26 protein-coding genes are annotated in these 25595 nt (G+C 44.0%); 2 read left to right on the forward strand and 24 right to left on the reverse strand.

All coding sequences use genetic code 11. The annotated features are described in order from the left end of the window. Positions 1 to 399: 399 nt before the first annotated feature. From ACERC7_RS00945 to ACERC7_RS01010, 14 genes are all read right to left on the reverse strand, one after another. The gene (locus ACERC7_RS00945; RefSeq protein ID WP_373665872.1) at positions 400 to 1089 is read right to left on the reverse strand and encodes an ABC transporter ATP-binding protein; all 690 of its coding nucleotides are present in this window, start codon (positions 1087 to 1089) and stop codon (positions 400 to 402) included. A 9-nt stretch (positions 1090 to 1098) separates the two neighbouring features. Then, positions 1099 to 2169, reverse strand: a complete 1071-nt coding sequence (locus tag ACERC7_RS00950) for an FtsX-like permease family protein (RefSeq protein ID WP_373665873.1) — start codon at positions 2167 to 2169, stop codon at positions 1099 to 1101. 331 nt (positions 2170 to 2500) lie between these two features. Beyond that, positions 2501 to 3547: a D-alanine--D-alanine ligase gene (locus ACERC7_RS00955; protein ID WP_373665874.1), complete on the reverse strand. Its 1047-nt coding sequence runs from the start codon at positions 3545 to 3547 to the stop codon at positions 2501 to 2503. A 50-nt stretch (positions 3548 to 3597) separates the two neighbouring features. Further along, entirely contained in the window at positions 3598 to 4194 is a 597-nt protein-coding gene (gene recR / locus ACERC7_RS00960; protein ID WP_373659367.1) for a recombination mediator RecR, read from the reverse strand. Between the two features lie 10 nt (positions 4195 to 4204). Further along, complete coding sequence (gene pbp2b / locus ACERC7_RS00965; protein ID WP_373665875.1) at positions 4205 to 6265, reverse strand: penicillin-binding protein PBP2B; 2061 nt, start codon at positions 6263 to 6265, stop codon at positions 4205 to 4207. A 254-nt stretch (positions 6266 to 6519) separates the two neighbouring features. Further along, a complete protein-coding gene (gene truB, locus ACERC7_RS00970) occupies positions 6520 to 7401 on the reverse strand; it encodes a tRNA pseudouridine(55) synthase TruB (RefSeq protein WP_373659365.1) in 882 nt (293 codons plus the stop codon). A gap of 173 nt (positions 7402 to 7574) precedes the next feature. Continuing rightward, positions 7575 to 8513: a sensor histidine kinase gene (locus ACERC7_RS00975; protein ID WP_373665876.1), complete on the reverse strand. Its 939-nt coding sequence runs from the start codon at positions 8511 to 8513 to the stop codon at positions 7575 to 7577. Next, positions 8507 to 9169: a response regulator transcription factor gene (locus ACERC7_RS00980; RefSeq protein WP_373665877.1), complete on the reverse strand. Its 663-nt coding sequence runs from the start codon at positions 9167 to 9169 to the stop codon at positions 8507 to 8509. Before ACERC7_RS00980 ends, ACERC7_RS00975 begins: the two co-directional genes overlap by 7 nt. Positions 9170 to 9217: 48 nt before the next feature. Beyond that, a complete protein-coding gene (locus ACERC7_RS00985) occupies positions 9218 to 9832 on the reverse strand; it encodes a S41 family peptidase (protein ID WP_373665878.1) in 615 nt (204 codons plus the stop codon). Between the two features lie 27 nt (positions 9833 to 9859). Continuing rightward, the gene (locus ACERC7_RS00990) at positions 9860 to 10030 is read right to left on the reverse strand and encodes a hypothetical protein (protein ID WP_373665879.1); all 171 of its coding nucleotides are present in this window, start codon (positions 10028 to 10030) and stop codon (positions 9860 to 9862) included. Between the two features lie 5 nt (positions 10031 to 10035). Next, positions 10036 to 10173, reverse strand: a complete 138-nt coding sequence (locus ACERC7_RS00995) for a hypothetical protein (RefSeq protein WP_373665880.1) — start codon at positions 10171 to 10173, stop codon at positions 10036 to 10038. A gap of 3 nt (positions 10174 to 10176) precedes the next feature. After that, entirely contained in the window at positions 10177 to 12126 is a 1950-nt protein-coding gene (locus tag ACERC7_RS01000) for an FtsX-like permease family protein (protein ID WP_373665881.1), read from the reverse strand. A gap of 73 nt (positions 12127 to 12199) precedes the next feature. Beyond that, positions 12200 to 14167: an ABC transporter permease gene (locus ACERC7_RS01005; protein WP_373665882.1), complete on the reverse strand. Its 1968-nt coding sequence runs from the start codon at positions 14165 to 14167 to the stop codon at positions 12200 to 12202. Between the two features lies 1 nt (position 14168). After that, the gene (locus ACERC7_RS01010) at positions 14169 to 14921 is read right to left on the reverse strand and encodes an ABC transporter ATP-binding protein (protein WP_373659360.1); all 753 of its coding nucleotides are present in this window, start codon (positions 14919 to 14921) and stop codon (positions 14169 to 14171) included. Positions 14922 to 15120: 199 nt separating this feature from the next. Here ACERC7_RS01010 and ACERC7_RS01015 point away from each other — a divergent pair, with 199 nt between their 5' ends. Further along, positions 15121 to 15909, forward strand: a complete 789-nt coding sequence (locus tag ACERC7_RS01015) for a PASTA domain-containing protein (protein ID WP_373665883.1) — start codon at positions 15121 to 15123, stop codon at positions 15907 to 15909. A gap of 97 nt (positions 15910 to 16006) precedes the next feature. Here the strand turns inward: ACERC7_RS01015 and ACERC7_RS01020 are convergent, their stop codons facing one another. The 7 genes from ACERC7_RS01020 to ACERC7_RS01050 form a co-directional block, all read right to left on the reverse strand. Then, positions 16007 to 16315, reverse strand: a complete 309-nt coding sequence (locus ACERC7_RS01020) for a hypothetical protein (RefSeq protein WP_373665884.1) — start codon at positions 16313 to 16315, stop codon at positions 16007 to 16009. A 12-nt stretch (positions 16316 to 16327) separates the two neighbouring features. Beyond that, positions 16328 to 16675: a hypothetical protein gene (locus ACERC7_RS01025; protein ID WP_373665885.1), complete on the reverse strand. Its 348-nt coding sequence runs from the start codon at positions 16673 to 16675 to the stop codon at positions 16328 to 16330. Between the two features lie 126 nt (positions 16676 to 16801). Continuing rightward, positions 16802 to 17320, reverse strand: coding sequence for an NUDIX domain-containing protein (locus tag ACERC7_RS01030; RefSeq protein WP_373665886.1), 519 nt, complete (start codon positions 17318 to 17320; stop codon positions 16802 to 16804). A 9-nt stretch (positions 17321 to 17329) separates the two neighbouring features. Then, a complete protein-coding gene (gene trmFO / locus ACERC7_RS01035) occupies positions 17330 to 18664 on the reverse strand; it encodes a methylenetetrahydrofolate--tRNA-(uracil(54)-C(5))-methyltransferase (FADH(2)-oxidizing) TrmFO (protein WP_373665887.1) in 1335 nt (444 codons plus the stop codon). 14 nt (positions 18665 to 18678) lie between these two features. Further along, positions 18679 to 18867, reverse strand: coding sequence for a hypothetical protein (locus ACERC7_RS01040; RefSeq protein WP_373665888.1), 189 nt, complete (start codon positions 18865 to 18867; stop codon positions 18679 to 18681). After that, entirely contained in the window at positions 18864 to 19853 is a 990-nt protein-coding gene (locus tag ACERC7_RS01045) for a hypothetical protein (protein WP_373665889.1), read from the reverse strand. Before ACERC7_RS01045 ends, ACERC7_RS01040 begins: the two co-directional genes overlap by 4 nt. Beyond that, positions 19853 to 20551: a GntR family transcriptional regulator gene (locus ACERC7_RS01050; protein ID WP_373659356.1), complete on the reverse strand. Its 699-nt coding sequence runs from the start codon at positions 20549 to 20551 to the stop codon at positions 19853 to 19855. The genes ACERC7_RS01045 and ACERC7_RS01050 overlap by 1 nt, the downstream gene beginning before the upstream one ends. A 162-nt stretch (positions 20552 to 20713) precedes the next feature. Here ACERC7_RS01050 and guaA point away from each other — a divergent pair, with 162 nt between their 5' ends. Then, positions 20714 to 22273 (forward strand): glutamine-hydrolyzing GMP synthase, encoded by a 1560-nt coding sequence (guaA, locus tag ACERC7_RS01055; RefSeq protein ID WP_373665890.1) that lies wholly within the window; start codon positions 20714 to 20716, stop codon positions 22271 to 22273. A gap of 174 nt (positions 22274 to 22447) precedes the next feature. Here the strand turns inward: guaA and ACERC7_RS01060 are convergent, their stop codons facing one another. The 3 genes from ACERC7_RS01060 to ACERC7_RS01070 all read right to left on the reverse strand — a co-directional run bounded on the left by ACERC7_RS01060 (position 22448) and on the right by ACERC7_RS01070 (position 25593). Beyond that, positions 22448 to 24052, reverse strand: coding sequence for a hypothetical protein (locus ACERC7_RS01060; RefSeq protein WP_373665891.1), 1605 nt, complete (start codon positions 24050 to 24052; stop codon positions 22448 to 22450). Beyond that, positions 24042 to 25064, reverse strand: a complete 1023-nt coding sequence (locus ACERC7_RS01065) for a hypothetical protein (RefSeq protein ID WP_000275197.1) — start codon at positions 25062 to 25064, stop codon at positions 24042 to 24044. The genes ACERC7_RS01060 and ACERC7_RS01065 overlap by 11 nt, the downstream gene beginning before the upstream one ends. Positions 25065 to 25200: 136 nt before the next feature. Next, positions 25201 to 25593, reverse strand: a complete 393-nt coding sequence (locus tag ACERC7_RS01070; protein ID WP_373665892.1) for a hypothetical protein — start codon at positions 25591 to 25593, stop codon at positions 25201 to 25203. Between the last annotated feature and the right edge of the window lie 2 nt (positions 25594 to 25595).

Here is a 25595-nt window from a genome sequence, read left to right on the forward strand (position 1 = left end):
GTCCACTGGTGGAACCATCATCGCATTCACGGTAGTCTCGATTACCAAACACCTATGGTTAAGCGAGTTATCGCTTAACAAAAACACTTTATAAAAATTGTACAGAAAAGGGGTGCCTTTTCATTTCCCATTAAAAAGCTGATGAGATACCCAATCACTAAATAGACCAGACCATAAAAACCAAGGTAACAAATAGGATGCAACTAAGCGTGCGATAACAGCATACCGAGCAAAACGACAGGGTGCTGTCACCTCCACGATCACTCTTCAAAGCTAGCGATTCCCATTAGCAGAATCGCGAGCAAATGAAACGGGAACAGGCGTGTGAGGATAAACCAGATAAAATTCAACTTCTTTCAGCTCCTCCTCAAAAAAGAGTGCCATGCACTCTCTATTATACTATAATACTGAAGATTTGTCTTTCTCAACTTGACGCAAGACGCCATCAAGCATCTCATAAACCTTATCGCAATAGGTCGTCATGCGATGATCGTGGGTTACCATGATAACCGCTTTTTGACGTTCCTTGCACTCTTTAGCCAGTAGTTCAACAACCTCAACGGCTCGGTCAGTATCGAGGCTGGCTGTCGGTTCGTCTGCTAATAGCAGAGCTGGGTCATTGTAGAGCGCGCGTGCAATGGCAACTCGCTGCCGCTGGCCGCCTGAGAGCTCTTTGGGAAACTTTTTAACCAAGTGCTCAATCCCTAGCTCCTCAAGTAACTCAAGCTGTCTCTTTTTGTCAGCTCTGCCATTTATCCGATCAACCAAATCCAACTGCTTCTCCACTGATAGAAAAGGAATGAGGTTGGACGATTGAAGGACAAAGCCGATATCTTGAAAACGTAAGCGAGCCCGCTCCTTTTCAGGAAGCTGGGAGTAATCTGTTCCGTTGATTAAGATTTGACCAGCTGTTGGTGTTTGCAACCCTCCAGCTAAGGTTAATAGAGTACTTTTGCCAGAGCCAGACGGACCAATAATAGCGATAAACTCTCCTGCAGCTATGTCAAAGTCTGTTGGTTTTAGTGCCTCAATGGTGCTATCACCATCCTGAAAACCTTTACTAACGGCTGTTAATCTTAAAATAGTCATGTCAACCTCCTACCCAATATGCTCCAGCGGATCCACCTTAACGATAGCACCGACCGAGAAGAGTGCCCCTAGCAGAGCAAAGAGAATCAAGCCCCCTGAAATGCCGCTGTAAAAGAGCCAGTTATGCTCAAAAGGAACCGCTGAGGGTAAAACTAAGGAAGACAGAAGAGTTAATCCAAGTCCAATACCTGTTCCTAAACCAGCCAAGATCAAGGTTTGCCCTAGTACAGAGCTTGCGATATAAGGCGTTGACAAGCCTTGAATCTTCATCAGTCCAAAAATCGCTGCCTTTTGCGTTGTCAAGACAAAGATAAAAATGCCGATAACGACTGCTGCAATAACCACCAAAAACCCAATCATAAAGGCAAAGGTCAAGTTCTGTGCCGTGTATCCTGGGAGCTTATCAATAAACGCTGGTATGTCAAGCTGTTCAAGACTATCCTCAGGATAGCTGGTCACTTCTCCCCTGACCACAATCGCACTGGCTAGGTTCATCGGTTGCCCCTTCTGGTAAATATTTTTAAACGTTTCTTGAGAGAGATAGAGCACAGGCGCCACACTGTAGGTAGCGCGATTTGTCGTTCCCACGACGGTCAACTCTTTTTCGCTCTCGCCCAAGGCTAACTGATCACCAATCGACAAGCCCAGCTCCTCTAGCAATTCCAGGGCAACGACTGCCTCATTTTCCTTTTCAAATCCCCGCCCCTCAATAATAGAAGGCATCAAAAAAGTTGATGCATCGACACCAAAAACGGCTACCCGCTCCTTATCTTCATTGCTGACTTGATTGTTTTCTGCCCAGGCAACACCCGACCGGAAAAAGAGTGAGGCCTTCTCTTCGGCTTTAACTTGGTCCACTAATGCCTCATCAATTATTGATGGTGCCAGTAATTTATTCGCCTCTGTTGACAGAAAAATCGTGTCCGCCTGCCATTTGTCAACGGCTGCTCGGTTCTGCTGCATCAGACCGTAAGCCAATCCTGTCAGGAAAAAGACCAGATAGGCTACCAAAACCAAGAGCCCCAATATCAAGCCATAGCGTAGCTTATTTTGCTTCATTTCTTCGATTGCTAAAAACATCTTTCCTCCATCCGTTTCTATTCCTTGATATCTTATCTGAAAAAGCAAATTATTTTACCATTATACCACAAAAAGAGAGTGGGACAAAAATCCTAACCTTTCAAGTGATTTTTAATTTTCAAGCAAGGCGCAGTGATTGAGTGGGCTCTAATTCGCTTATTTCATCAGCTTTTTCAGACCTACTCAACTGTGCGGAGGTGGGCTAACAAACTCATCGAATTCTGACGAATTACCGATTTTTGTCCCACTCTCACTATTTCCCGCCACGCCTTGAAGCACTCAAAAGCAAATGGAGAGGCAAGGACTTTTGTACCCACCTCTCTTCCTTTACTTATAATAAGTGCCCTTCACGATTGTAAAACATCTCTTTGGCTAGTCGTACCAATTCTTCAATCAAATCTGGGTACTTTAGCCCCATGTTGTCCCACAAGAGCGGGAACATGGAGAATTGGGTAAAGCCTGGCATGGTGTTGAGCTCATTGAGGTAGATGGCGCCATCTTCTGTCAGGAAGAAATCACAACGTGATAGCCCACAACCGCCGATGGCACGAAAAGCTTGGGCAGCGTAGTCGCGCATGGTCGCCATGACATCTGCTGGAATGTCCGCTGGAATCGCCATGGTAATTCTGTTGTCAATGTACTTGGCCTCGTAATCGTAGAAGGCCACATCCTTCACCACTTCACCTGCTTCGGTTGTTTTCACATCCGCATTACCCAAGAGACCGACCTCAATTTCCCGTGCCACAACGCCTTGCTCAACCAGCACACGGCTGTCGTACTGGAAAGCCAGTTCCAAAGCTTTACGCAGACCAGCTTGGTCATCTGCCTTTGAAATCCCGACGGATGAGCCCATATTGGCAGGCTTAACAAAGACAGGATAGGTCAGGTTCGCCTCAATTTCAGCAATCTTGGCCTCCAGCTCCTGCCCCTCAATGACCGCCACAAAGGCCACCTGTGGAATACCTGCTGTGGCCAGCACATGCTTGGTCGTGATCTTGTCCATAGCGACACTAGACGACAAGATATTGGTTCCCACATAAGGCAGGCGCAAAACTTCAAGGAAGCCTTGAATAGAACCGTCCTCACCCATCGGGCCGTGCAGAGCAGGAAAGACCACCGCCCCCTCCTCGTAGATACTGCTTGGAGCAATAGCAGAGCTGTCGCCCATGGTCGCATTGGTCATCAGCTTCTCTTCAGCAGATGGCGTCGTCGTAAACTCCTGCGTCTTGATAAAATCACCTGCTTGACTGATAAAATACGTCTTCACCACAAATTTGTCATAGTTGACCGCCCGCATGATACTCTCTGCCGACAGGACAGACACCTCACGCTCCGCTGACCGCCCACCGTACAGTAAAATTAGCACTTGTTTTGACATATGATTTCCTCATTTCTTTTTTTTCGGTATAGCTATTGGAAGACAGCTCCTTACACTTCTGTCCGATTTTCAATGGCTTTGAGCAAAGTCAGCTCGTCGGCGTACTCAATGTCACTACCAACAGCAAGTCCTCTTGCCAGACGAGTGACTTTGAGACCTGCTGGTTTCAAGATACGGGACAAGTACATGGCTGTCGCTTCGCCATCTGCCGTCGCATTGGTCGCAATAATGATTTCTTCTACCTGACTGTCCATCAGGCGACTGATAAGGGACTTGAGATTGATGTCATCAGGACCAATCCCATTCATGGGGGAAATTAACCCATGCAGGACATGGTAAAGTCCACGGTATTCTTGGATTTTTTCCATAGCAGACACATCCTTACTCTCCTCAACAACGAGGATAAGCGATGAATCTCTAGTCTCGTCCTGACAGATGGCACAGGGGTCGTCATCTGTCAGATTGCCACAAACAGAGCAATAAGCCAGTTCCCGTTTAGCAGATAGGAGATTTTTAGCAAATTCGTTGACATCCTCATCCGACATGGACAAGGTGTAAAAAGCTAAACGGGTCGCTGTTTTGATGCCAATCCCCGGCAACTTTGAAAAACTGTCAATCAACTTGGCTATTGGCGTAGGATATAACACAGGTACTCCTTTACTTCATGCTTTCATAGAGATTGATAATCTCTTTTGCAGCCCTTAGGCTGACTAGAGAATTTGTCTCTGTACTGTGGGGGTAGACAACTGCCACAGCAAACTCTGGCTCACTGCTTGGGGTGTAGGCAATGACATTAAAATTATAGGTGTTAATCGTCTGACCGTTTTTGGTGACAAAGGTTTCAGCTGTACCAGTCTTAGCCGCAATATCTGCTGATGTCCCGCGACTTAGTTCACCACCTGTTGTAAAAGCGGCATTGCCGTGAACCACTTGATAGAAGCCCGACTGGATAATGCCTAGTTCCTCATCGCTAATCGCAATGGTATTTAAGACCTGAGGTTCAATAGCTTGTACTAAGTCACCTAACTGTGTAGGGTCTTGACTGCTATATAAGCCTTCAACGAGGTGAGGTGCGATGCGGCGCCCACCGTTGGCAACCGTCGAGACATACTGAGCTAGCTGCAAAGGGGTGTAGTTATCAAACTGCCCAAAACTTTCTGTCAATACATTAGCAGGGTCATAATCTTCTGGGACATAGCCTGTTGATTCACCAACCAAATCAACACCTGTCGCTGTCCCCATGCCAAATTGCGCAAAAGTCTCACGAAGTTTAGCCATAGCGACCTCGTAGGTTTGGGGCAATAGCATAGCTGGCACATAATCTTGACCCATCAATTTGAGTGCGATCTGTACCATATAGGTGTTTGACGAGTATTCTAGAGCCTGAATCGCAGAAAGAGGCATACTGCCGACACTGCTCGTAAACCAAGAGGTAATTGGTTTTGATGCAGCTAGCTGAATAGGCTGGTCTGTCAGAACTTGATTACCTGCAATCACGCCATTTTGCCAGCCCGCAGCAAGCACCGATCCTTTGACAACCGAACCTGGTGTAAAGACTTTCGTAATGGTGCCTAGGGCATCTTTTGTGACCTGACCTGTTTCGGTATCGTGTTCAATACCGGCCATAGCAAGAATAGCACCCGTTTGCGGGTTCAGTGCAACAGCATACATCCCTTCTGAATGGATTGCCGTCCCTGATGTGAGTTGCGCTTGAAAGGATTGCTCAAGGATTTTTTCAACCCCTTCTTGAAAGGCTAAGTCAACCGTTAGCTTGAGGTTTTTTCCTGGCTCCCCAACTTGAGTGAGTTCATCTGATACAATAGTGTTGTCTTTGTCCAGCTTAATTGTTCTGTTGGTTTTGGTTCCCTGAAGTTCAGGCTCATAGTATTTTTCCAAATAGCTGGTGCCGACACGATCATTGAGTGAGTAGCCTTTTTCCAGATAGCTTTTGGCTTCTTCCGCAGGCAAACCAGTCTGTCGACTAGAGACCTGCCCCAATAGTGGAGTCAAACTATTTGAAGTGGGTTGCCTATCCCAGTCAGCTCGAATAGACAATCCATCCAACGACTTGTCAGCTGAAATCTGCGCAATCTGCTCCGCAGACAGGTCGCCTGTTCGGAGAGAAACCGTGTCAAAGGCAGGTGTCGCATTCATTTGGCTGAAAAGCGATACGATAGTTAATTCGTCTGCTGAAAAATCAATCTGCTCATCTGTCACTGCGTCAACAGCATACTGGTAGACGGTCGCTTCTTTTAAGCGATTGCCGTACTTGTCATAGCGCTGGTCTTCTGGTAAACCTTCTACCACCTGACGGTAGTTGTCCTGGGTCGCAAAATAATAATCAACTTTGTCCCTGCGCGTTACAGTTGTGTCTGTCACCGTCACCAACTGTGCGAGTTGCGTTGCTAACGCCTTAAGTTCAGCTGCCGTTTGACTATTAGTACGGGTAAAGGCAACAACTTCTTTGATATTATTTTGCACCAGAGGACGGCCTTTAGCATCAAAAATCTGACCGCGTGGATGAGATGTTTTTACCGTATAAACCTGGGTTCGGTCTAACTTTTCAAGGTAAAAAGCTTTGTTGATTAACTGCATATCCACCAGTCTGGCCAAGAGCACTGTCATCAAGAAAACCACCAAAAAAAAGAGGCTGTTCAAGCGGTTGGCAATAATCAGCCCAAGGGGTTTCGTTTTGCGATGGTGTCTCTGTTTGTTCATATCATCCTCTTCTTTTTACACTATCACTATTCTACCATAAATCAAGATGGTTTGGCATAGAAAACTGTGATTTTCTGAAAGTTATTTTCGTTTATCAACTGACAGAACAAGAGGTTGGAAAAACATGCCAACCTCTTGTTCATTTATTAAATATTTCATCAAAACATGAGTGTTAATCAGGTTAAGAGAAGCCATTACTCAAAAGAATTCAGTAAGTCATCGACATGTTACACCTTAGCTCATCAGACCAGTTGTCAAAGTAGCACTTTTTTAGGTTTATAGATGCCATGCCGTCGTTCAAGTATGGCCAGAACCTGGTTATCGTGAAAGGCCGCTAATAGGTCTTCTGTCCGTTCTAACTGGACAAAACGACCGTGGGAGAGTTCTGCCGCCTCTTCGTCAGTGACGTCATGACGTGGTAAATCTAAAACCCCGTACTCGATTGGTAACAAAAATGACCAATCTCCTCGCTCAACCAGCTCTGCTATTTCTCCAAGAGACTGAGCGGACGATAGGTCAAGACCTGCAGAAGCTGTGCGGCAAAGGGCGGACATGTGGCTCGCCAAACCTAGTTTTGCGCCTAGGTCAACTGCTAGTGTGCGGACATAGGTTCCCTTGCTACAGGCGACACGAAAATTAAACCTTAGGCAGTCACCGTCACTGAGCAAGGGGCTAGTTCGCTTAAAGTCAGTAATGGTCACCTGGCGCTTGGGACGCTCAACAGCTTCACCTGCCCTAGCGTACTCATAGAGCTTGCGTCCATTGACCTTGACTGCCGAATACATAGGTGGTATCTGGGTGATTTGTCCGATGAAACTCGCCATGGCTTGGTCGATGACGACTTCAGTCACATCTATTGGAACAGGGGTTCGTTCAAGGATGCTACCACTCGCATCCTCTGTCGTGGTTGAGTAGCCCAGAGTAATCTCACCCTCGTAAACCTTACCAGAATCCGTCATGTACTCGATAACACGGGTCGCCTTACCAACTGCGATTGGAAGCACTCCGACCACATCTGGGTCAAGCGTTCCACCGTGACCGATTTTCTTTTCATGCAGAATCTTGCGGAGCTTAAAGACCGCGTCATGGCTGGTCATCCCAGCCTCTTTTTTTAAGTTAATAATTCCTGACAGCATAGGTTTAGTATAGCACAAGTTGACTGAAAAACCAAGATGAGGCACATCAGCCTATCAACTGAGCAAAAAACTGCCTCTAACCATCACAGTTGCAAGCAGTTTTTTATCACTATTTGTTTTTAATCTCGGAAATTTACATAAATTAAATTATGTATAAAATTATTTCCAAAATCTTAGGATTTACTAATTGTCACAACGGTTCCCTCGCCGACTTGGCTGGTAATCGTCAGCTCAAGCTCCAGCTGGGTCAGGATGGTCTTGGTCATGTAAAGTCCGAAGCCTGTCGCCTTTTGGTACTCATGACCATTGTAGCCTGTGAAGCCCTCCTGCCCTAGGCGTGGTAGGTCTTCTGGCAGAATTCCCAAGCCCGTATCGCTGATAACCAGCCCTTTTTCTGACAGGCTGATAGTAACAGCACCGCCTGGTTTGTTGTACTTGAGGGCGTTGCTGAGGAGCTGTTCAATGGCAAAGCTGAACCATTTTTTATCCGTGTCGAGCTGCCAGTCTCCCTCGATGGCCACGCAAATCTCCTGACTAAGGAACTGAACCCGATAGGCCTTAACCAAATCAACTATCACTTGTCTCACATCGACACGAGCAAAACGAAAATCTAGTTGTTGCTTGCTTAGCTTGAGGTAGTTAAGCAAGTTAGCCAGATAGGTGTCCAAGTGGTGGAGATGAAGTTGGACATCTTGTGGGTTAAGCTGGTCAGTCTGTACCATGAGAGACAGAGCTGACAGGGGGATTTTCATCTGATGGGACCACATCTTGATGATGGCTTGTCGCTGGGTATCCCTTTGGGTCAGCTGACTCTGCTCCTCCTCATAGGTTTGAGCCTGCTCTGCTAAGAGGGTGAGAAAGGCGCGCTCACTAGGCTCTGATAAATCCTGCAAGATCTCTCGATCATAGTGCGCCAGCGCCAGCATTTTCCGCCGAAAAGACAGGAAAAGAAAGGTGCTAAGACCAGCCAAAATGAGCAGCACCAACCAGAGGCTAAAGAGAAAATAGCTCATGGGCAGGCCGTAAAGGGAGAACTGACCGAGAAAGAGAGCAATGGTGAGGCCGACGGTCAGGTAGAGCCAGCGGTATTCACGAAAAAAGTCTCTCAGCATAGGCGGTAGCCCTCCCCACGGATGGTGACGATACGGTCAAAGTCCACGTCACGCAACTTCTTGCGCAAGCGGGTCATGTTGACACTAAGCGTATTCTGGTCGATAAAGTCGCCGCCCTCCCACAGTTTGTCTAGCAGGGCCTCTTTGGTCACGGTTTGGTGGGCTTTTTCAAATAGCAGATCTAGGATCTTGGTCTCGGTCGGACTGAGCTGGATCTGCCCTGTGGGACTGGTGAGGAGCCCGTCGAGGCTGAGCGTGAAGCCCTCAAACTGCCGATGACCGCTGTCAAATTGCTGAACACGGCGCAGGACAGCGGCCAACTTGGCCTCCAAAACCGCTAGCGAAAAGGGCTTGCTGATAAAATCATCCGCCCCAGTCGTCATGGCGGTTACCGCACTGACCTCATCGTCCTTACTGGAGATAAAAATGATCGGTACAGTCATGGTCTGTCGAATCCGCTCCGTCCAGTAGAACCCATTAAAATAAGGCAGACCGATATCCATCAAAATCAAATCAGGCGAAAAAGCTGTCAACTCCGTCAGAACATCTCGGAAATCTTGCACCTCCTGCACCTGATAAGATTGGCTAAAATGCTTTTTTAGCAGACCAACAATGGTCGCATCGTCTTCGATAATGTAAAGTTTAGATTGTGTCATAAGTTTATTATAGCTGAAAAAGTGGCTAGAAGCCACTTTTTACTGTCCTTACTCCTTTTCTCCTTGTAGCCAAGTAATAGCTTTTTCTTGCGCCTGCTCGGTCAGGACATCAGGCTGGATAGGGGTGTTGTCATAGGTTTGCCCTTTGCGGTTGACCAATTTACTGGTCGTGATAACCAGACTGGCCCCATCATAGAGATAGACGGGTAAATTGCCTGTGGTATAGCCAGCTGTGGCTTGACCGAAAAAGCGTGCCCTGTCCAGACCCTGAAAACTCATGGCTGTAATCTCACCAGAACTGCCTGTCCTTTCGTTTATCAGAACTGCAATGGGCACATCAAGCTTCTTGACCTGACCGAAGTCAAAGGCCTGTCCGTTGCTGAGACGATTGCCCGCTAAGTTGATGGACTGACGTTGCCCATCCCGGTCTTCAAAGCTAAAGAGCTGACCATCTGGCAAAACTGGCGACAGCCCCAACAACATAGGGCTCATGTCACCACCACCATTGTCCCGCAAATCAAGAATCAGTCCCTGATAGTCTTGTGCCGCTAAGGCATCACGCACGGTTTTAGCGTACTCTTGAGAACTTATGGGATCAAGGCTGACCCATTCTGGTAATTTGAGATAGAGAATATCCCCTGACAAGACTTGACTGCTGGGCATAACAGAGCTCGACTGACTGACCTTTTCCTATTTCAGAATAAAGCTGTGCTTACCTCCTGCGATAGCAAGGGCAGGCTGGAGCAGAGCTAAACTCTCCTCGTAGGAGGTACTGGTTTTTAGCTGGTCCGCAGTCTCTGCTTTTATCGCCTGCCACTCCTTACCTCTAGCATAAAGCCCTAGGCGATCGATCTGCTCCAAACCTGCTAAACCATAGCTTGTTGGACTCGGTGGTAGTAGATAGATGTTGTAACGAGGTCCGAAGCGAAGTAGGCTAACATGCCCAACCCCACCGTAGCAAGGATAACAAGTGTTCCAAGGATTCCCAAAAAAACTTTTCTCACGATTTACCTCTCAATCATGCCATAGTAGACCCTGCTGGTCAGCTTATAGATGGCAAAGTAAATCACTAGAATCACAAGAATGGCTAGACCGCTAATCTGATAAACGATCACCGTATCGGTTACTCCAAAGAGCAAGAGCATCTGTTTAATCATGGTTAAGGCGACCAAGAAATGGATAATCGCCATCACAATCGGCATGAAAAAGACGGCTAAAACCTGCGAATTGATGGTCTTTTTGACGGCAGCCTTACTCATGCCAACCTCTTGTAGGATTTTATAGGATTTCTTGTCCTCGACACCCTCGCTGTACTGTTTGTAGTAGATGATCAAGGCAGCGCCTGCTAAGAAGGCCGTGCCAAGGAGGAAGCCTGTGAAGACAAAGCCTCCCATTTCAGCCAGCAGCATGGACAAATGCTCCTCTTTACTCTGTAAATCAAGTTCTGAGTTTGCAGCTAGGGTTGCTACTTCTTCCGCATTCAAGTCCAGATGAACAGGGTAGGTTACTAGCCACTCGCCACCACCGACTTGGAAACCACCGCCGCTGTTAAAGGCATTCAGGGCATCCATCATCTCCTCATCACTGCTAAAGACCCAGACAGCAGCACTATAGAGGTTAACCGTCACAGGAACCGTCACGTCTTTGAAATTCTTAACATTGCGGTAGGAACGCCCAAAAAAGTCAATGGTTTCAATCTGGCTTTCTTCCCTCTGAAGCCAAAAGGCGGTTTCTCCACTCTTGAGCTGAGGCAGGTCATTGCCCAGAGCCCGAAAGTCATCCTGGTTCATCAGCACCACAAAGGACAACTGGGCAACGTTAACATTCTTGTTTTGAACGGTTTCGGTATCCACCTGCCAGTGTTTATCTGCCCCTACGTTAACACCGATGAGGCTGGTCATATAAGGGGTAGCGTTTTTGGGGGCATGGCCGAGCTGGTCAACAACCTGCGTCTGATAGGCGGTTTCGACCTCTGCTCTGCTATTTCCCGATAGAGTCACCGTCGCACTGCGTGGAAAGAGGCGGTTAACCTGACCAGTCGCTGACCCGTAGAGAGAACTGGTCGTTGCGATTGCCACAAAGGACATGACCGCTAAAAGGGTAATATTAGCTAGCCCAACCGCATGTTGTTTAATCCGAAAGAGCATCTGGCTAGTGCTGACAAAATGCTCAGGCTGGTAGAAATAAGCCTTGTTAGCACGGCGGCGCTTGAGGAACCAGGCCACAAAGGCCATGTAAAAGAGATAGGTTCCGATGATGACCAAGATCACCGCCACAAAGAAACGAAAGAGAACCGCTAGAGCCGCAACCTTACTAGAGGTCAAAGACAGGGCGTAACCACCTCCCAGAGCGAGAACACTCAAGAGAGCCAGCAGGATATTGCCACGAGGTTCACGCTCCCCAGCCTCGCTGGAGCGAAAGAGCACCAGAGGAGAGGTTTTGCCAACCTTGATCCAAGACAGAATCATCAAGAGTCCAAAAATCCCAAGGAATAAGAGGGCATTGATAACCAGCCCTGCCCAGCCCGGTTGGAACTGCAACTGGTTATAGTGGGTGATGTTGGCAAATAAGAGGTAAAAAAGATTTGAAAACCCAAGGCTGACCAGAGAACCGAGGCCAACCAAGGCAAGGGCGGTAAGAATCAGCTCCAAGCTAGCAATCAGGGCAACTTGCCCCTTTCGCATGCCTAGCATATTGTAGAGCCCGAACTCCCGCGTCCGTTGCTTGATGAGAAAGTTGAAGCTGTAAATGGACATGATGATGGAGAACAGCATCAAGATAGTGATAGCTAGGCTCATTGCCGTTGTCCCATGCTTCATTTGCCTCACTACAGGACTAAACTGGACGAGGAGCGTTGACCCAGTCAGGGTATAGAGCACTAAACTCGCCAGTAAAAAGGGGGCGTAGATAGTGAGAGAATTTTTGATATTGTTGACTGCTAATTTTAAGTAAAACACCTTAATCACCTCCTAAGAGCAAATAAGCATCGACAGTCCCGTAAACGGTCGTGATAAGAAATGGTCATAACAGTTACCTTTCAATCATACGGTAATAGGTTCTACTGGTCAGTTTATAAATGGCAAAGTAGAACACGATAACACCTAAGATAACGAGCCCACTGACGGTATAAATTAACACGGACGAATGAACAGCGAAAAGTGCCAACATCTGTTTCAGCATGGTCAGAGCTAGTAAGAAATGAAGCACAGCAATGACCAAGGGCATAAAGAAGACCGTCAGAACTTGAGAGTTGATGGTGCCTTTGACGTCTTGACGAGACATCCCAACTTCCTGTAAAATCCGATAAGAACGCTTATCTTCGTGCCCTTCGCTATACTGTTTGTAGTAAATAATCAGGGCAGCTCCAAGCAGAAAGGCGATGCCTAAGAGAAAACCGACAAAGAGGAAACCACCCGTAAATCCGATTGCCACCTCGTCAAAATCTTTCCTCGTCAAGACAGTTGCGATGAGTTCGCCATCAGGGGAAAGCAGCTCAGCATTGCTCGTCTTCAGCTCTTGCAACTCTTCTTCTGTCAGGGTCATAAAGACCTGATAACGCGAATCAAAGGGAATTGGTGGATTCTTCAAACTCGTATGGGCTTGATAAAGAGCATCACGTACCTGAGCATTTTCCACTACAAGCAGAACCGATGAGACGGTGTTAAGCAGGTCAGAATAGCGAGCTGTTTTAAGGTTATCCTTAATCGTCAGATAATACCCCAGAAACTCAAAACTATCCAGCTGATTGGCGCCGTTTGGCAGGTAAAAATAGGCTTGACCAGGTGCCAAGTCGGCGACCTCATTACCAAACTTGCGAAAATCTTCTAAGCTAACCACATAGAGATAGGATAAACCCAAGCCATCTCCGTTTGACCTCGCATCCGCTGTCGCCACAAACTGCCGCCCCTGCCCTAGCTGAACAGGAAACATGGTCACTTGATAGTCAATGTAGGGCTTGTGCTCTGGCAGTTTATCCAGCACATACTTTTGAAAATCAGCTCGCCCTTGTCCCTCCTCTTCAGCGACGAAACGTATTTGAGTATTGGTGTCATCGATGTAGAGACGATCCAGATTGCTTATCATGCCTGTGTGGAGGGCTACTGTGGTGGCAATGGTCACAAAGGACATGATGGCCAGCATGGTAATATTGGCTAACCCTGTCGCATGTTGTTTCATGCGGAAAATCATCTGACTAGTCGTGATGAAGTGCTCGGGCTGGTAGAAATAAGTCTTATTAGCTCGGCGATGTTTCAAAAACCAAGCGATAAAAGACATGTAAAAGAGGTAGGTACCGATGATGACTAAGATCACAGCGATAAAAAAGCGACCAAGCAGCAAGAGCCCTTCCGCTTGATGAGAAGTTAAAGACAAGGTATACCCACCACCTAGGGCTAGCAGACTGAGCAAGGCTAAAAAAGCATTGCCCTTGGGCTCACGTTCACCACTTTCTGCTGTCTGAAAAAGCACTAAGGGTGAGGAGGACCTGACCCTACTCCACCCGATCAGCATCAATAGGGCAAAAATCCCTGAAAAAATCATGCTGTTGGCCAGAAAACCCAGCGGTGAAAGGCTGAAATCAAGATGGTTTCCTCTGACCAGGTGGATAAAGATGAGGTAAAACACATGGGCAAAACCACTGCTCAACAGGCTCCCAAGGCCTAGGACAATGAGCAGGATGGCAACCAGCTCCAAACTAGCGACAAGACCAATCTGTCTCTTGTTCATGCCCAACATGTTATAGAGTCCGAACTCACGACTACGTTGCTTGAGGAGAACATTAAAACTATAAATGGCAACAATGACGGAAAAAAAGCTAAGAACAATTGTTGCTAAAGCCAATGTGATGGTGCCTTGACGCATGGTCTTCACTATCGGACTAAATAGCACCAGTAACGTTGACCCATTAAGCAAGTAGAGGACTAGACTAGCTAGGATAAATGGACCAAAGGCTTCTTTAGCATTTTTGATGTTATTGAGCGCTAATTTTAGATAAAACATCTCAGTCACCTCCTAAGAGGGCTGACATGGAGAGGGAGATGTCCTTGGCAAAGTCATCATTGCTGCGTTGCCCTCGGTAAATCTGATGGAAGATCCTGCCGTCCTTGATAAAGAGTACCCGCTTGGCGTGGCTGGCAGCCTTGGCGGAGTGGGTCACCATGAGGATGGTTTGCCCATCACGGTTGATGGCTTCAAAGAGATTGAGCAGGTCTTCCGAATTGCGGTAGTCCAACGCCGCAGTCGGCTCGTCCGCTAAAATCAGCTGTGGACGGGTAATCAAACTTCTTGCAATCGCCACCCGCTGCTTCTGCCCACCGGACAGTTCAAAAGGACGCTTGTCCAGAAGGTCTGCGATGCGGAGCTTAGGAGCAAGGGGAGAGAGTCGACTCTCCATCTCCTTGACCGCTGTCCGACTAAGCACCAGCGGCAGATAAATGTTGTCCCGCACCGACAGGGTGTCCAGGAGGTTAAAATCTTGGAAGACAAAGCCCAGATTGTTCAAGCGAAACTCGGAGAGCTTGCTGTCCTTAATCTGCGTGATGTCTTGACCATTCAGCACCACCTGCCCCTTGCTTGGCTTGTCCAAGGTCGCTAGAATATTGAGCAAGGTCGTCTTCCCAGACCCGCTCTCCCCCATGATGGAGATAAACTCACCCTCCTCAACCGCAAAATCCACATCTTGCAGGGCACGAACTTCCGTTTTTGAAAATCGGGTCTTAAAAACCTTCTCCAAATGATTAACTTGTAGTAGCATAATGACACCCCTTTGTTTCTTGATACTATTATTATACCCCACTCTCTTAGCCCGTGCGCTTACAGGATTGTAAGGTTTATTTTTGGGAAAATGGAAGAGCTTTACACAGGATTTTCAACTCATTGAAACCGCTCTATTTTTTTGCGAAAGCTACTAAAACATGCTATAATAAAACGACAACTAAGCAAAGGAGATGATTATGGCTATAATAAATCCAAAAGTAATTAAAGGAGCTATAAAGGTTGGAAAATTTGCTCTAGGTGCTGCACAGGCTCTTGAATTTGCTCAACCCCATGTCGAAAAAGCCCTCGACCGCCATCATGAACACAATAAAGAACTCATCACCGTTCCTCAGTTTATCGGAACAGACCTCGACCAAGCTAAAAATGCCCTTGAGAAATTAGGCTTTAACGTGGTGATTACCCTAGCCAAACCAGACAAACGTTGGGTAGATAAACGCCCCAATGAAGTTGTTGATATGCAACCAAAAGCCGGTCGTCTTCACCCCAACACTATTATCAACCTCTATTACGTTGACGCTGATATTATTGATCAAAGCGATGGAGAGGTTGACCTCCCTGTCCTTGCTGGTATGATGCTGGATGATGCGCTCGAGTTACTGGAGAAAAAAGGCTTTACCGCTTCCAAAGTCATCGCGGAGCCTCGTAAAGAATGGGCTAATAAAACAGTTGGTCTCGTTGTCGACAACGACCCTAAGCCGAACCTTTTGACCAAGGTGGCACAACAAGGAACTGTGATCCGTGTCTTTTACCTAACTGAGGAGGTTATCGCCCAGAGCCAAGTCCTCCTCGACAAGGACAAAGCTCAACAAGAACAGCTTCAAAAAGCCATCGCAGACGGTCTAGGACAAGCTGGTAAACTGGTCGGTGACAACATCAATCAGTTAGGTAAGGTCGCAGATGATGCTGGTAGAGTGATTGGTGATGTCGGCAAAAACCTCCAAAACTTCTTTAATCAGAAAAAATAGAAATCATAAAATTCCCTCGATGTCTTGCCACTTCGAGGGAATTTGTTTCTTCTTTTAAGATGATGTATTGTGATATGCCGTCAAAATTGCCAGACAATCACCATTTGAACCCAGACAAGCGTGTTAGAGAAGACCAAAACCAGTAGTGGCCTTGTTTCTTGTTGACAAAATTTGATAAATCAACCAATTCTTTAGGGGCAGTTTGTCCCAACTGGTAGTAACGGATTTCAGCAGTTACCAACCTAGCCAACCGCACCGCTGCTAGATCAAGATTGCCACCTTTTTGAATGGTTTTAGCGGTCTCAAGCAGACCTTGCTTTAGATCATCTGTTATCTGGTGATTCAAATGATTGTAGGCAGTAGTGACGAGCTGAAAAAAGCGATCTTTATCAAGTGTTCTCGGCATTATTTACCTCTTCTAATCTTCATAAACTTTGTAAGAGCCGAAGGTCGTTCCGATTGCTTGTTCTAAGAAGCGATGAAACTGCGGGAGAGTTTCTTTTGGAACATGCTTTTTCAAGATGCCCTCGTCCTGACCTTCTTCACTATCTAGGTCAAAATCATAAGCATAAGAAATCATGCTATCATGGTAATGTAGTTGTCCAAAGGGAATGCTTTTCCACGAAAGAAAGTTTATGTTCTCCAAATCCCGACGGAGCTGGTCAATCTTGCGATGACGCAGGAGCAAAAAGTCAGTTTTATCTGTCACACGTTGATTTTTACCGATGAATTGCAAATGATAGTAACGTTGTTCTAAATCAATCACCAAATCCACGCTGCGACCGTCACTATAGTGAGTTAAGAGATGAAATAGAGTGAATCGTAAGTTTTAGCCATAATTTACTTCTTATCAGTTATTTTACACTGGTATTAGGATATTTTACATAAAAACTTAGTCTAAAAGACCTTCAGCGATGAAACAGTTCACCACTCGAGCTTCTCGTTCAAACATCGTCCTATCATAAGGTGTCTCTCCTACCGAAAAATTCTTGTCAAGAACATCCTGAGCTGTCACAAAGACCAGACTATAGCCTTCTTCAGCTTCGTAACAATCCAGTTCTTGTGCTAATATTTGGTCTTCAGCCTCACAGAGGTAATAAAAATTATCCTGCACAAAACAAACAGACGGATCTTGATGACTTTTCAAACGGCGGTGCACATAGCCATAGGGGGTGATACTGTCTGGTTTGATGATAAGTCCTGCTTCTTCCCTAGTCTCTCTCACCAGGGCATCAACTGCCGTTTCGCCAGGCTCAATACCGCCACCAGGAAATTTATAATAATCATAGCGCAGGCTGTGTAGCATGGCTAGTTTTTTATCGCGGATAATAATGCTACGAGCAGAATTTCTGACAAAAGTGCTGGTACAGTCCGCCCAGTCTCCTTTGTCCATGGTAAATAGCAGTCGCATAGTCTTCTCCTAAACGGTCAAAAAATGGTCCAAATCATTCAGTGCTCGCTCCGCAATTTTTTCATAGCGGGCTTTTTTATCACGAATACGCTCCCCCTCAAGCTCCTTGATAATGCCAAAGTTGACATTCATGGGTTGAAAATGTTTGCTGTCGGCATGGGTCACATAGTAAGGCAAACTACCAATAGCCGTCGTCTCTGGGAAGATTACGGCTTCTTCACCCTTGAACAAGCGAGCAGCGTTAATTCCTGCGACCAAGCCTGAAGCAGCTGACTCGACATAGCCCTCAACGCCTGTCATTTGCCCAGCGAAAAAGACATTTGGACGGAGCTTGGAGCGGAAGGTCTGTTCCAAAAGATTTGGCGAATCCATGTAAGAATTGCGGTGCATGACCCCGTAGCGGACAATTTCGGCATTTTCCAGCCCTGGAATCATCTGGAAGACCCGCTTCTGCTCCCCCCACTTGAGATGGGTTTGGAAACCGACGATATTGTATAGGCTGCCAGCTGCATTGTCCTGACGGAGCTGGACAACGGCATAAGGGGTCTTGAAGTCACCATCTCGAGGTCCCTCGTAGTCATCAGGATACTCCAAGCCCACCGGTTTCATCGGTCCATAGAGCATGGTCTTGATGCCCCGCTTGGCCATGACTTCAATCGGCATGCAGCCCTCGAAGTACTTCTCTTTTTCAAAACTGTTCAAAGGTGCCTCTTCAGCATTGACCAAAGCCTCGTGGAAGGCCAGGAACTCCTCTTTGGTCATGGGGCAGTTGAGGTAGGCCGCCTCGCCCTTGTCGTAGCGGGACTTGAGGTAGACCTTGCTCATGTCGATGGAGTTTTTATCGATAATAGGGGCTGCCGCGTCATAGAAGTAAAAGCCAGAGCCACCGTTCAGGGCGTGAATCTTTTCCGCCAGGCTGTCGCTGGTCAATGGACCAGTCGCAATCACCGTGATGGCATCTGTCGGAATCTCCGTAATCTCCTCGCGAATGACCTCAATGAGAGGGTGGTTGGTCACTTCTGCCGTTACAAGAGCTGAAAAGCCCTCGCGGTCAACGGCTAGAGCTCCACCGGCAGGCACACGGGTCGCTTCTGCTACTCGCAGGATAACCGAGTCCAAACGGCGCATTTCTTCCTTGAGGAGACCAACCGCATTGGTCAGGCTGTCCCCCCGCAGAGAGTTGGAGCAGACCAGCTCGGCAAAATTGTCTGTCTTGTGCTGGGGCGTTGCCTTGACCCCACGCATTTCATAGAGCTTGACAGGAATGCCCCGCTTGGCAATCTGGTAGGCCGCTTCAGACCCCGCCAAGCCTGCTCCGATAACGTTGATGTAGGTTGCTGTCATGATAGTTTCCATTTCTAATGTTTGTCTTTATTGTTTAATTTATATAAAACAGCTGACGTTGCAAGGGTTAAAAGGCTACCTACGATAAATTTTCTTGATCTCCTGAATCCTTTTTCGTGTTCACCGCAAAAATAAGCACCTGTTTGATGAACCTCTTTTTCACAGGTCAATTCTAAACACTTCTTAATGATTACTTCACTCATAACTTTCTATCCTCCAATGATAATTGTGTAGCTGTTTCAATAACTTTCTCAATATTTGTCGTCACATCCGAAAATGAGTTTCTAAAATACGAACTATTTCCCTTGCTAAAATTATCCAGTTGCCAAGCTAAACAACGACCGTCATTTGTGTAAGGAGTAAAGAAGATGTCTTTGACGAAGGTTTTATAATTGGTTAAACACGCTATAATAGCATCCATTTCTTCCAAAGCCGTATAAGTGATTACTGTCAACTGAACAAGGGCATTTAAGTAATTAATTGTTTGAGGAATCCGATATTCTAGAATAGTACTATCACGATTAGATAAGTTAGGATTCGTGTAACTGGTCACATCAAGGTGTAGAGCCAACATTAATCTAGACCGTGTTTCATTTGTCTGTTCAATGGCTGAAATGAGCAATTTTTGCTTAACGGCGTCATTTCTAGAAACTAGAGCTTCAATGACAAGTTGACGAGCTGTGAAAAAGCCTGCGTAACGATCGGTATATTGTCCTTGTTCCACACGAGCAAGAACACTCGCAATATCTTCTAACTGTCTAACAATCTGGCTCAACTGAGCTTGAATAGCTGATAAACCTGTCAAAGGTGCCAATTGCTCAATCTCACTCGGAACTAAGTCAACTTGATGAACAATTTTCCCAGTATGAGCATTTTTTAGGACACCATAAAGAGTACCTGTTTCTTTACGCGTGCCAATAACCCACTCTCCTTTGGCCAACTTGTCCTTGGCATAATCAGTCAAACTTGCGACATACTCTACATCACCTTTCTTATCAGAATTTGTTAAACGTTCTAAAAGTCCATTTTCTTGTACCACTTGAAACATTTTTTCCGATAATCTATTTGCTGTAACACGTTGTAGAGGGGCTAGAGACAAATAACGCAAATCATAACGATAGAGACTAAGCTCATTAGGATTCAAGACAAGCTCTTCTTTTGGGGGAAGATATAAATCAAAACTAGTCATTAATTATTCTCCAAATAAAACTCAAACCGATCGCCAACGTACTGACTACGGACATACTCGAAAGGCTGACCATCAGTGAAATAGGACACTTGAGTCAGTGCCAAAATCGCATGTCCTTTGGTCACATCCAGATAGCTAGCTACCCGTTCGCTAGCCGTTTTGGCATAGATAGTCTGCTGGCTCTTGCCAATGGCATAGCCGTTTGCGGTTAAGGTTTGGAAAAAATGTTCCGTGATGTCCTTGCGGTCAACCCCCTTAATCAGCTTTTCAGTAATGCTTGCAACTTCATAAACCAAAGGTAGATTATCCGCATAGCGTACCCGCTCCATACGAATGACTTGCTCACCAGCTGATAAGCCCAACTGCTGACACTCCGTCTCACTAGCAACCTTTCGTTGATAGGAAATTAAGCGACTGGATGGTAAACGCCCTTGTGAGGTCACGATTTCAGTGAAAGAAGTCGTCCCCCTCATCTTCTCCTGTACACGTCGGCTAGCAACATAAGTCCCAGATCCGACACGGCGCTCTAAAACACCTTCATCAACGAGTAGAGTGACCGCCTGACGCAAGGTCATCCGACTCACCCCAAATGCTTCTGCCAAATCACGTTCGCTAGGCAAACGATCACCAACAGACCACTTTCTCTCATCTACCTGTTTTTTCAACTCATCTCTGATGATCATATAAGCTGGTAACATGCTATCTCCTTACTTGCTAATTGGTATAGCTAGACACCTTTCATTATAACATAAATATTCCTAGAACAAACGTTCCAACTGATTTTATATATTTTACTACAAAAAAAGTGCTGTCTATGGTAAAATAGAGAGGATAATTGCTTTTTGATAGAAAGGAAGCCCATGACCACTACTTCTACCCCAGATGTGCAAAAAATTATTGTTCTCGACTACGGTAGCCAGTACAACCAGCTGATCACTCGCCGTATCCGTGAGTTCGGTGTCTTTTCGGAATTGCTTAGCCACAAAATTTCTGCCGATGAGGTGCGTGCTATCAAGCCTATCGGTATCATCCTATCTGGTGGTCCAAACTCCGTTTACGAGGATGGCAGTTTTACCATCGACCCTGAGATTTTCGAGTTAGGCATTCCCATTCTCGGTATCTGCTACGGCATGCAGTTGATTACCCAAACCTTTGGGGGGAAGGTCGTGCCTGCTGGGCAGGCTGGTCACCGTGAGTACGGACAAGCGCCACTCCAGCACGACAAGACGTCCGCTCTCTTTGGCAATACGCCTGAGGAGCAACTGGTACTTATGAGCCACGGTGATGCGGTAACGGAAATCCCAGACGGGTTCGTTCGCACAGCCGTTTCTGCCGACTGTCCCTATGCCGCTATTGAAAATGACGATATCAAGGTTTACGGTATTCAATTCCATCCAGAGGTGCGCCATTCTGTCTACGGAAATGACATCCTGAAAAACTTTGCAGTTACCATCTGTGGAGCCCGTCAGGACTGGTCTATGGACAACTTCATTGACATGGCTATTGAGAACATCCGTGCCACTGTCGGCAACAAAAAAGTCCTACTGGGACTGTCTGGTGGCGTTGACTCCTCTGTCGTTGGGGTCCTCTTGCAACGCGCCATCGGTGACCAACTGACCTGTATATTTGTCGATCATGGTCTGCTCCGAAAAGGTGAAGCTGACCAAGTCATGGACATGCTGGGTGGCAAGTTTGGACTGAAGATTATTAAAGCTGACGCTGCCAAACGCTTCCTCGATAAGTTGGCTGGTATTTCTGACCCAGAACAAAAACGTAAGATTATCGGCAACGAATTTGTCTATGTCTTTGATGATGAAGCTAGCAAGCTCAAGGATGTCAAGTTCCTCGCCCAAGGAACACTCTACACGGACATCATCGAGTCTGGAACTGAAACGGCTCAGACCATCAAGAGCCACCACAACGTTGGCGGTCTACCCGAAGGCATGCAGTTTGAGCTGATTGAACCCCTCAACACCCTCTTCAAAGATGAAGTCCGTGCCTTGGGAACCGCTCTTGGTATGCCTGATGAGATTGTCTGGCGGCAACCATTCCCAGGACCAGGTCTTGCCATCCGTGTCATGGGGGAAATTACCGAGGAAAAACTTGAGACCGTCCGTGAATCCGACGCTATCCTGCGTGAGGAGATTTCCAAGGCAGGACTTGATCGTGACATTTGGCAGTACTTCACTGTCAATACCGGTGTCCGCTCTGTTGGCGTCATGGGAGATGGTCGGACTTATGACTACACCATCGCTATCCGTGCCATCACCTCCATCGACGGCATGACCGCTGACTTTGCTAAAATTCCGTGGGATGTCCTGCAAAAAATCTCTGTCCGCATCGTCAACGAAGTCGACCATGTTAACCGCATCGTCTACGACATCACCAGCAAACCACCTGCAACAGTTGAGTGGGAATAATATAGAAAGTAAAAATAAAAGTTTTACGCTGATTTTATAAGGGTTTTCGAAATTTGAATGGTATAAATTCTATCTTTTTAGATATGGTACCCCGCCAATTTCCCCGCCAAAATATGGCAAATGTATTATAAAAACTCTCTTAGTTTTCCACTAGGAGAGTTTTTATAACTTACCTTATAGTTCAATATTAAATTTTTTAAGTAAAGTAATAAATTCATCAATATATTTCGAATCAAGGATTTTACTATCATTATTTATACTATAATCAATCGCATTTATATCAGGGAGGTTTTCGTATTTATTATCAATATATTCTTGATTTTTTAGTGTAGCAGAAAGAAGGACTTGTTTATTTAATGTTTTAAAATGTTTAATCATTAACTCTTCTTTTCCAGTAGAGATTTCACCTTCTCTGAAAGAATCATTGATAATTGGATATGAATGTTTTAATAAGTTATTTAGAGAAATTAATCTGCAAAAATAATATACTTGACCGTCACTTCCAGAATAAGTAGCATCTTTTTTGGTAAATAAATCATCAAAAATCAATTTCCCACTAGGGTCAATTTTTTTATAAAGAGTATTCATTTTTGTAACGATATCCTCTTTAATTAATTTTATCGCTTCCTTATTGTTTAAACCTCTTTGTTCTAAAATTGATTTATCAAATTGTAAACTGTGTAATTTTTTATTTAGCTCTAACAACTTATCATCATAATCTATATCTGTATTGATAATCTCAGAATACAATAAACTTTTTTTAAAATCCTTTGGAGTATCTTTTAAAAGTGTTTTAAATTCATCTTGAACTTCATTGAGTTCTTCGGTCAACTCAGTAATTTCATTTTTACTCATTAAAATTTGAAAATCAATCGAATTTAAAACTTGTTTTCTTACTTCTACGTTACTTAAATCAAAATTAACATCACGATTTTTAAAGCTGATGTTAGAACTGCCACAATCTGTACAATAGACATTCCCACTTTTTATTTCTCTGTTAAGCGAGTTTAGCTCCTTTAATAGTTGATTTAATTTATCCTGTCTAACTTGTTCTCTATTTCGTTCTCGTTGTATTTCGCTAATTTTGTCATTTAGTTTCTTTGAGCGGCTTTGAAATTTTTCAAATTCTTCATTACTAGTAAATTTATCTAAATATCTAGAAACATTTTTGTCTGTTTTGAGTAATTTTAGATATTCTTTATTGGCTTTGATTTCGTTCTGAACCGCCTTAACTTCTTCTTTTATTTCATCTAATTCTTTGCTATGACTAATATTAGAATATCCTTTCAATGCGATTATCATACTGAAAAAATCACTTTTATTATAATATCCTTTATTAACAATATTTGAAGGATTTCTACTATCTTGTCCAACGAAAAACAACTCATAAAAAAGTTCTAAATCGGCTACTTTTTCCCTACCGTTTTTTTCAATCACTGGAATATCGAAAATATTTTGTTGCTTCAAAAAATACTTCAACTCAGAAAGAGTTTCAAAGATATGAAATTCTTGAAGATATCTAACTAAAAATGTATTTTTCTTTCGTAAGAATTCATAATCGACTCCTGCACAATTAATCATTGAATAAAAATAATAATCATCTTTTTTAAAATTTCCAGGGAAAATAGGTGTATTTCCAATTGAATACATAAATGCTTGAAATAGTAATGTTTTTCCTTTATTATTTTCATCACTATAAATTATATTAACCCCATCTGTTAATCGTTCTTCAATAAAGGCTTCTTCTAAGTTACCAAATGCAATTTTTTTAATCAACATTTTCTTCAATCCCTTCTTTAACCATTGATATTAAGTACAATAAAGTAAAATCTTCATCTATCATTTTAGGAATTCTATTTTGCTTGATTATGTCCAAAATTTCGTAAATATCTTCTTTTTCTTCTACTAAAATTAATATACGCTCAAGAAGCTCCCAAAACAATCGTTTATTACTATTTTTGTTAAAAAGTAATCGAGATAAATTAGTATTACAATTTTGTACTATATCTTTTCTTTCTGATTTTGGTTCGTCCTTTATAACATCAATAAAATCATTGGGAATACGTCGTTTGAACAATTCAACTCCAATTATTCTGTTAACGACTAAAGTTTCTAATTGTTTCCTAGTAAGATGTTTTTTTAGATTCAAAGCGTCTGCAACATTATTAATAGAAATATTATGTATGGAAATATTTTTTAATTCCGTTTGTTTACTTCTAACTTCATCAAAAATAGATTCAAAGAAAGTATCATCTCTGATATTACTTTTAAACTGAATTATGTTTTTAATGTAAATAGCTTTCGAACTATCTCCTGTAACAAAATATATCTGATTTAAAAATTCAGAAATTTGTGAGGAGTATTTTGAATCTAGCGATTCCAAATTTTTCCTACGTTTAAATTCTGCTACTAGCCCTTCTCTTATTTTAACTATATCTTTAAAATTATCAATTTTAAATTCAGTTAACGTAATATCATTTAGATAATTTTCTTTTAACTTCGGGATAAATAAAATATATTCATAAAACTCAAGTGGTGATATAAAATTTTGAAATAATGTTATCAAATGTCTCCCAATAGTTCTTGGTGTCAGTGAGGCAACATTTTTGGATTGAACATCCCAAAGTTTTAATAAATCATTACTGACTCCAGTGATATCATTAAAACAATCGACAAAGAATGAATCTATATCAGTACTATCAGATTTAAAACTCATTAAATATAGTAATGACTTTGTTTCAAAATCGTTCGCCTTAGCATTATTCTGTTCAGTTGTTTCAAAAATATACATCTATTCTGCTCACTTACTTTTATTACAAATATTATACCATTATTTCTGAAGACAAATTAAATACCCTATTATATTTTTATAAACTAAAATAAAAAAACTCTTAATTTGAAGTAAAGAGTTTTTTTATCTAAAATTTTTACAAGAGACTAGAAAAATATTTAGCCTTTTCCTTGGATATACCGAAATTGAGATTGCGATGACCTTGGAATAAGGTATCAAAAGTAATGAATGAGAGAAAGTTATTTACTAGGTAACTAACTGGGCTTTCTCCGACCGCTGTCAGCTCAACCTTTCGTTTGTTATCTAAATCTGATATAGTGACTAAGACTTGCCAACATGTATATCTACTTAAACCTGGATGTTTAATATAGTCTAAAAAATTTCCTTGACCAGAATATGAGATTTCTTCAGAATTTTGCCTCTCAATACTACCATTCAGCCTTTTGGTGGAATTATATAGTATTTCTTCTATCTCAAACTTACTTAATTCACTATAAACTTGAATTGTTTGGAAATTAAATTTTGCCATTA

Source organism: Streptococcus sp. E17BB (genome assembly GCF_041807725.1).
GTDB classification, from domain to species: Bacteria; Bacillota; Bacilli; order Lactobacillales; family Streptococcaceae; genus Streptococcus; species Streptococcus entericus.

Excerpts from the sequence above, each read along its gene's own strand:
- ACERC7_RS00945 (WP_373665872.1), bottom strand. The coding sequence starts at position 1,089 with ATGACTATTTTAAGATTAACAGCCGTTAGTAAAGGTTTTCAGGATGGT.
- ACERC7_RS00950 (WP_373665873.1), bottom strand. The coding sequence starts at position 2,169 with ATGTTTTTAGCAATCGAAGAAATGAAGCAAAATAAGCTACGCTATGGC.
- ACERC7_RS00955 (WP_373665874.1), bottom strand. The coding sequence starts at position 3,547 with ATGTCAAAACAAGTGCTAATTTTACTGTACGGTGGGCGGTCAGCGGAG.
- pbp2b (WP_373665875.1), bottom strand. The coding sequence starts at position 6,265 with ATGAACAAACAGAGACACCATCGCAAAACGAAACCCCTTGGGCTGATT.
- truB (WP_373659365.1), bottom strand. The coding sequence starts at position 7,401 with ATGCTGTCAGGAATTATTAACTTAAAAAAAGAGGCTGGGATGACCAGC.
- ACERC7_RS00975 (WP_373665876.1), bottom strand. The coding sequence starts at position 8,513 with ATGCTGAGAGACTTTTTTCGTGAATACCGCTGGCTCTACCTGACCGTC.
- ACERC7_RS00980 (WP_373665877.1), bottom strand. The coding sequence starts at position 9,169 with ATGACACAATCTAAACTTTACATTATCGAAGACGATGCGACCATTGTT.
- ACERC7_RS00985 (WP_373665878.1), bottom strand. The coding sequence starts at position 9,832 with ATGCCCAGCAGTCAAGTCTTGTCAGGGGATATTCTCTATCTCAAATTA.
- ACERC7_RS01005 (WP_373665882.1), bottom strand. The coding sequence starts at position 14,167 with ATGTTTTATCTAAAATTAGCGCTCAATAACATCAAAAATGCTAAAGAA.
- ACERC7_RS01010 (WP_373659360.1), bottom strand. The coding sequence starts at position 14,921 with ATGCTACTACAAGTTAATCATTTGGAGAAGGTTTTTAAGACCCGATTT.
- ACERC7_RS01015 (WP_373665883.1), top strand. The coding sequence starts at position 15,121 with ATGGCTATAATAAATCCAAAAGTAATTAAAGGAGCTATAAAGGTTGGA.
- ACERC7_RS01020 (WP_373665884.1), bottom strand. The coding sequence starts at position 16,315 with ATGCCGAGAACACTTGATAAAGATCGCTTTTTTCAGCTCGTCACTACT.
- ACERC7_RS01030 (WP_373665886.1), bottom strand. The coding sequence starts at position 17,320 with ATGCGACTGCTATTTACCATGGACAAAGGAGACTGGGCGGACTGTACC.
- trmFO (WP_373665887.1), bottom strand. The coding sequence starts at position 18,664 with ATGACAGCAACCTACATCAACGTTATCGGAGCAGGCTTGGCGGGGTCT.
- ACERC7_RS01040 (WP_373665888.1), bottom strand. The coding sequence starts at position 18,867 with ATGAGTGAAGTAATCATTAAGAAGTGTTTAGAATTGACCTGTGAAAAA.
- ACERC7_RS01045 (WP_373665889.1), bottom strand. The coding sequence starts at position 19,853 with ATGACTAGTTTTGATTTATATCTTCCCCCAAAAGAAGAGCTTGTCTTG.
- ACERC7_RS01050 (WP_373659356.1), bottom strand. The coding sequence starts at position 20,551 with ATGTTACCAGCTTATATGATCATCAGAGATGAGTTGAAAAAACAGGTA.
- guaA (WP_373665890.1), top strand. The coding sequence starts at position 20,714 with ATGACCACTACTTCTACCCCAGATGTGCAAAAAATTATTGTTCTCGAC.
- ACERC7_RS01060 (WP_373665891.1), bottom strand. The coding sequence starts at position 24,052 with ATGTTGATTAAAAAAATTGCATTTGGTAACTTAGAAGAAGCCTTTATT.
- ACERC7_RS01065 (WP_000275197.1), bottom strand. The coding sequence starts at position 25,064 with ATGTATATTTTTGAAACAACTGAACAGAATAATGCTAAGGCGAACGAT.
- ACERC7_RS01070 (WP_373665892.1), bottom strand. The coding sequence starts at position 25,593 with ATGGCAAAATTTAATTTCCAAACAATTCAAGTTTATAGTGAATTAAGT.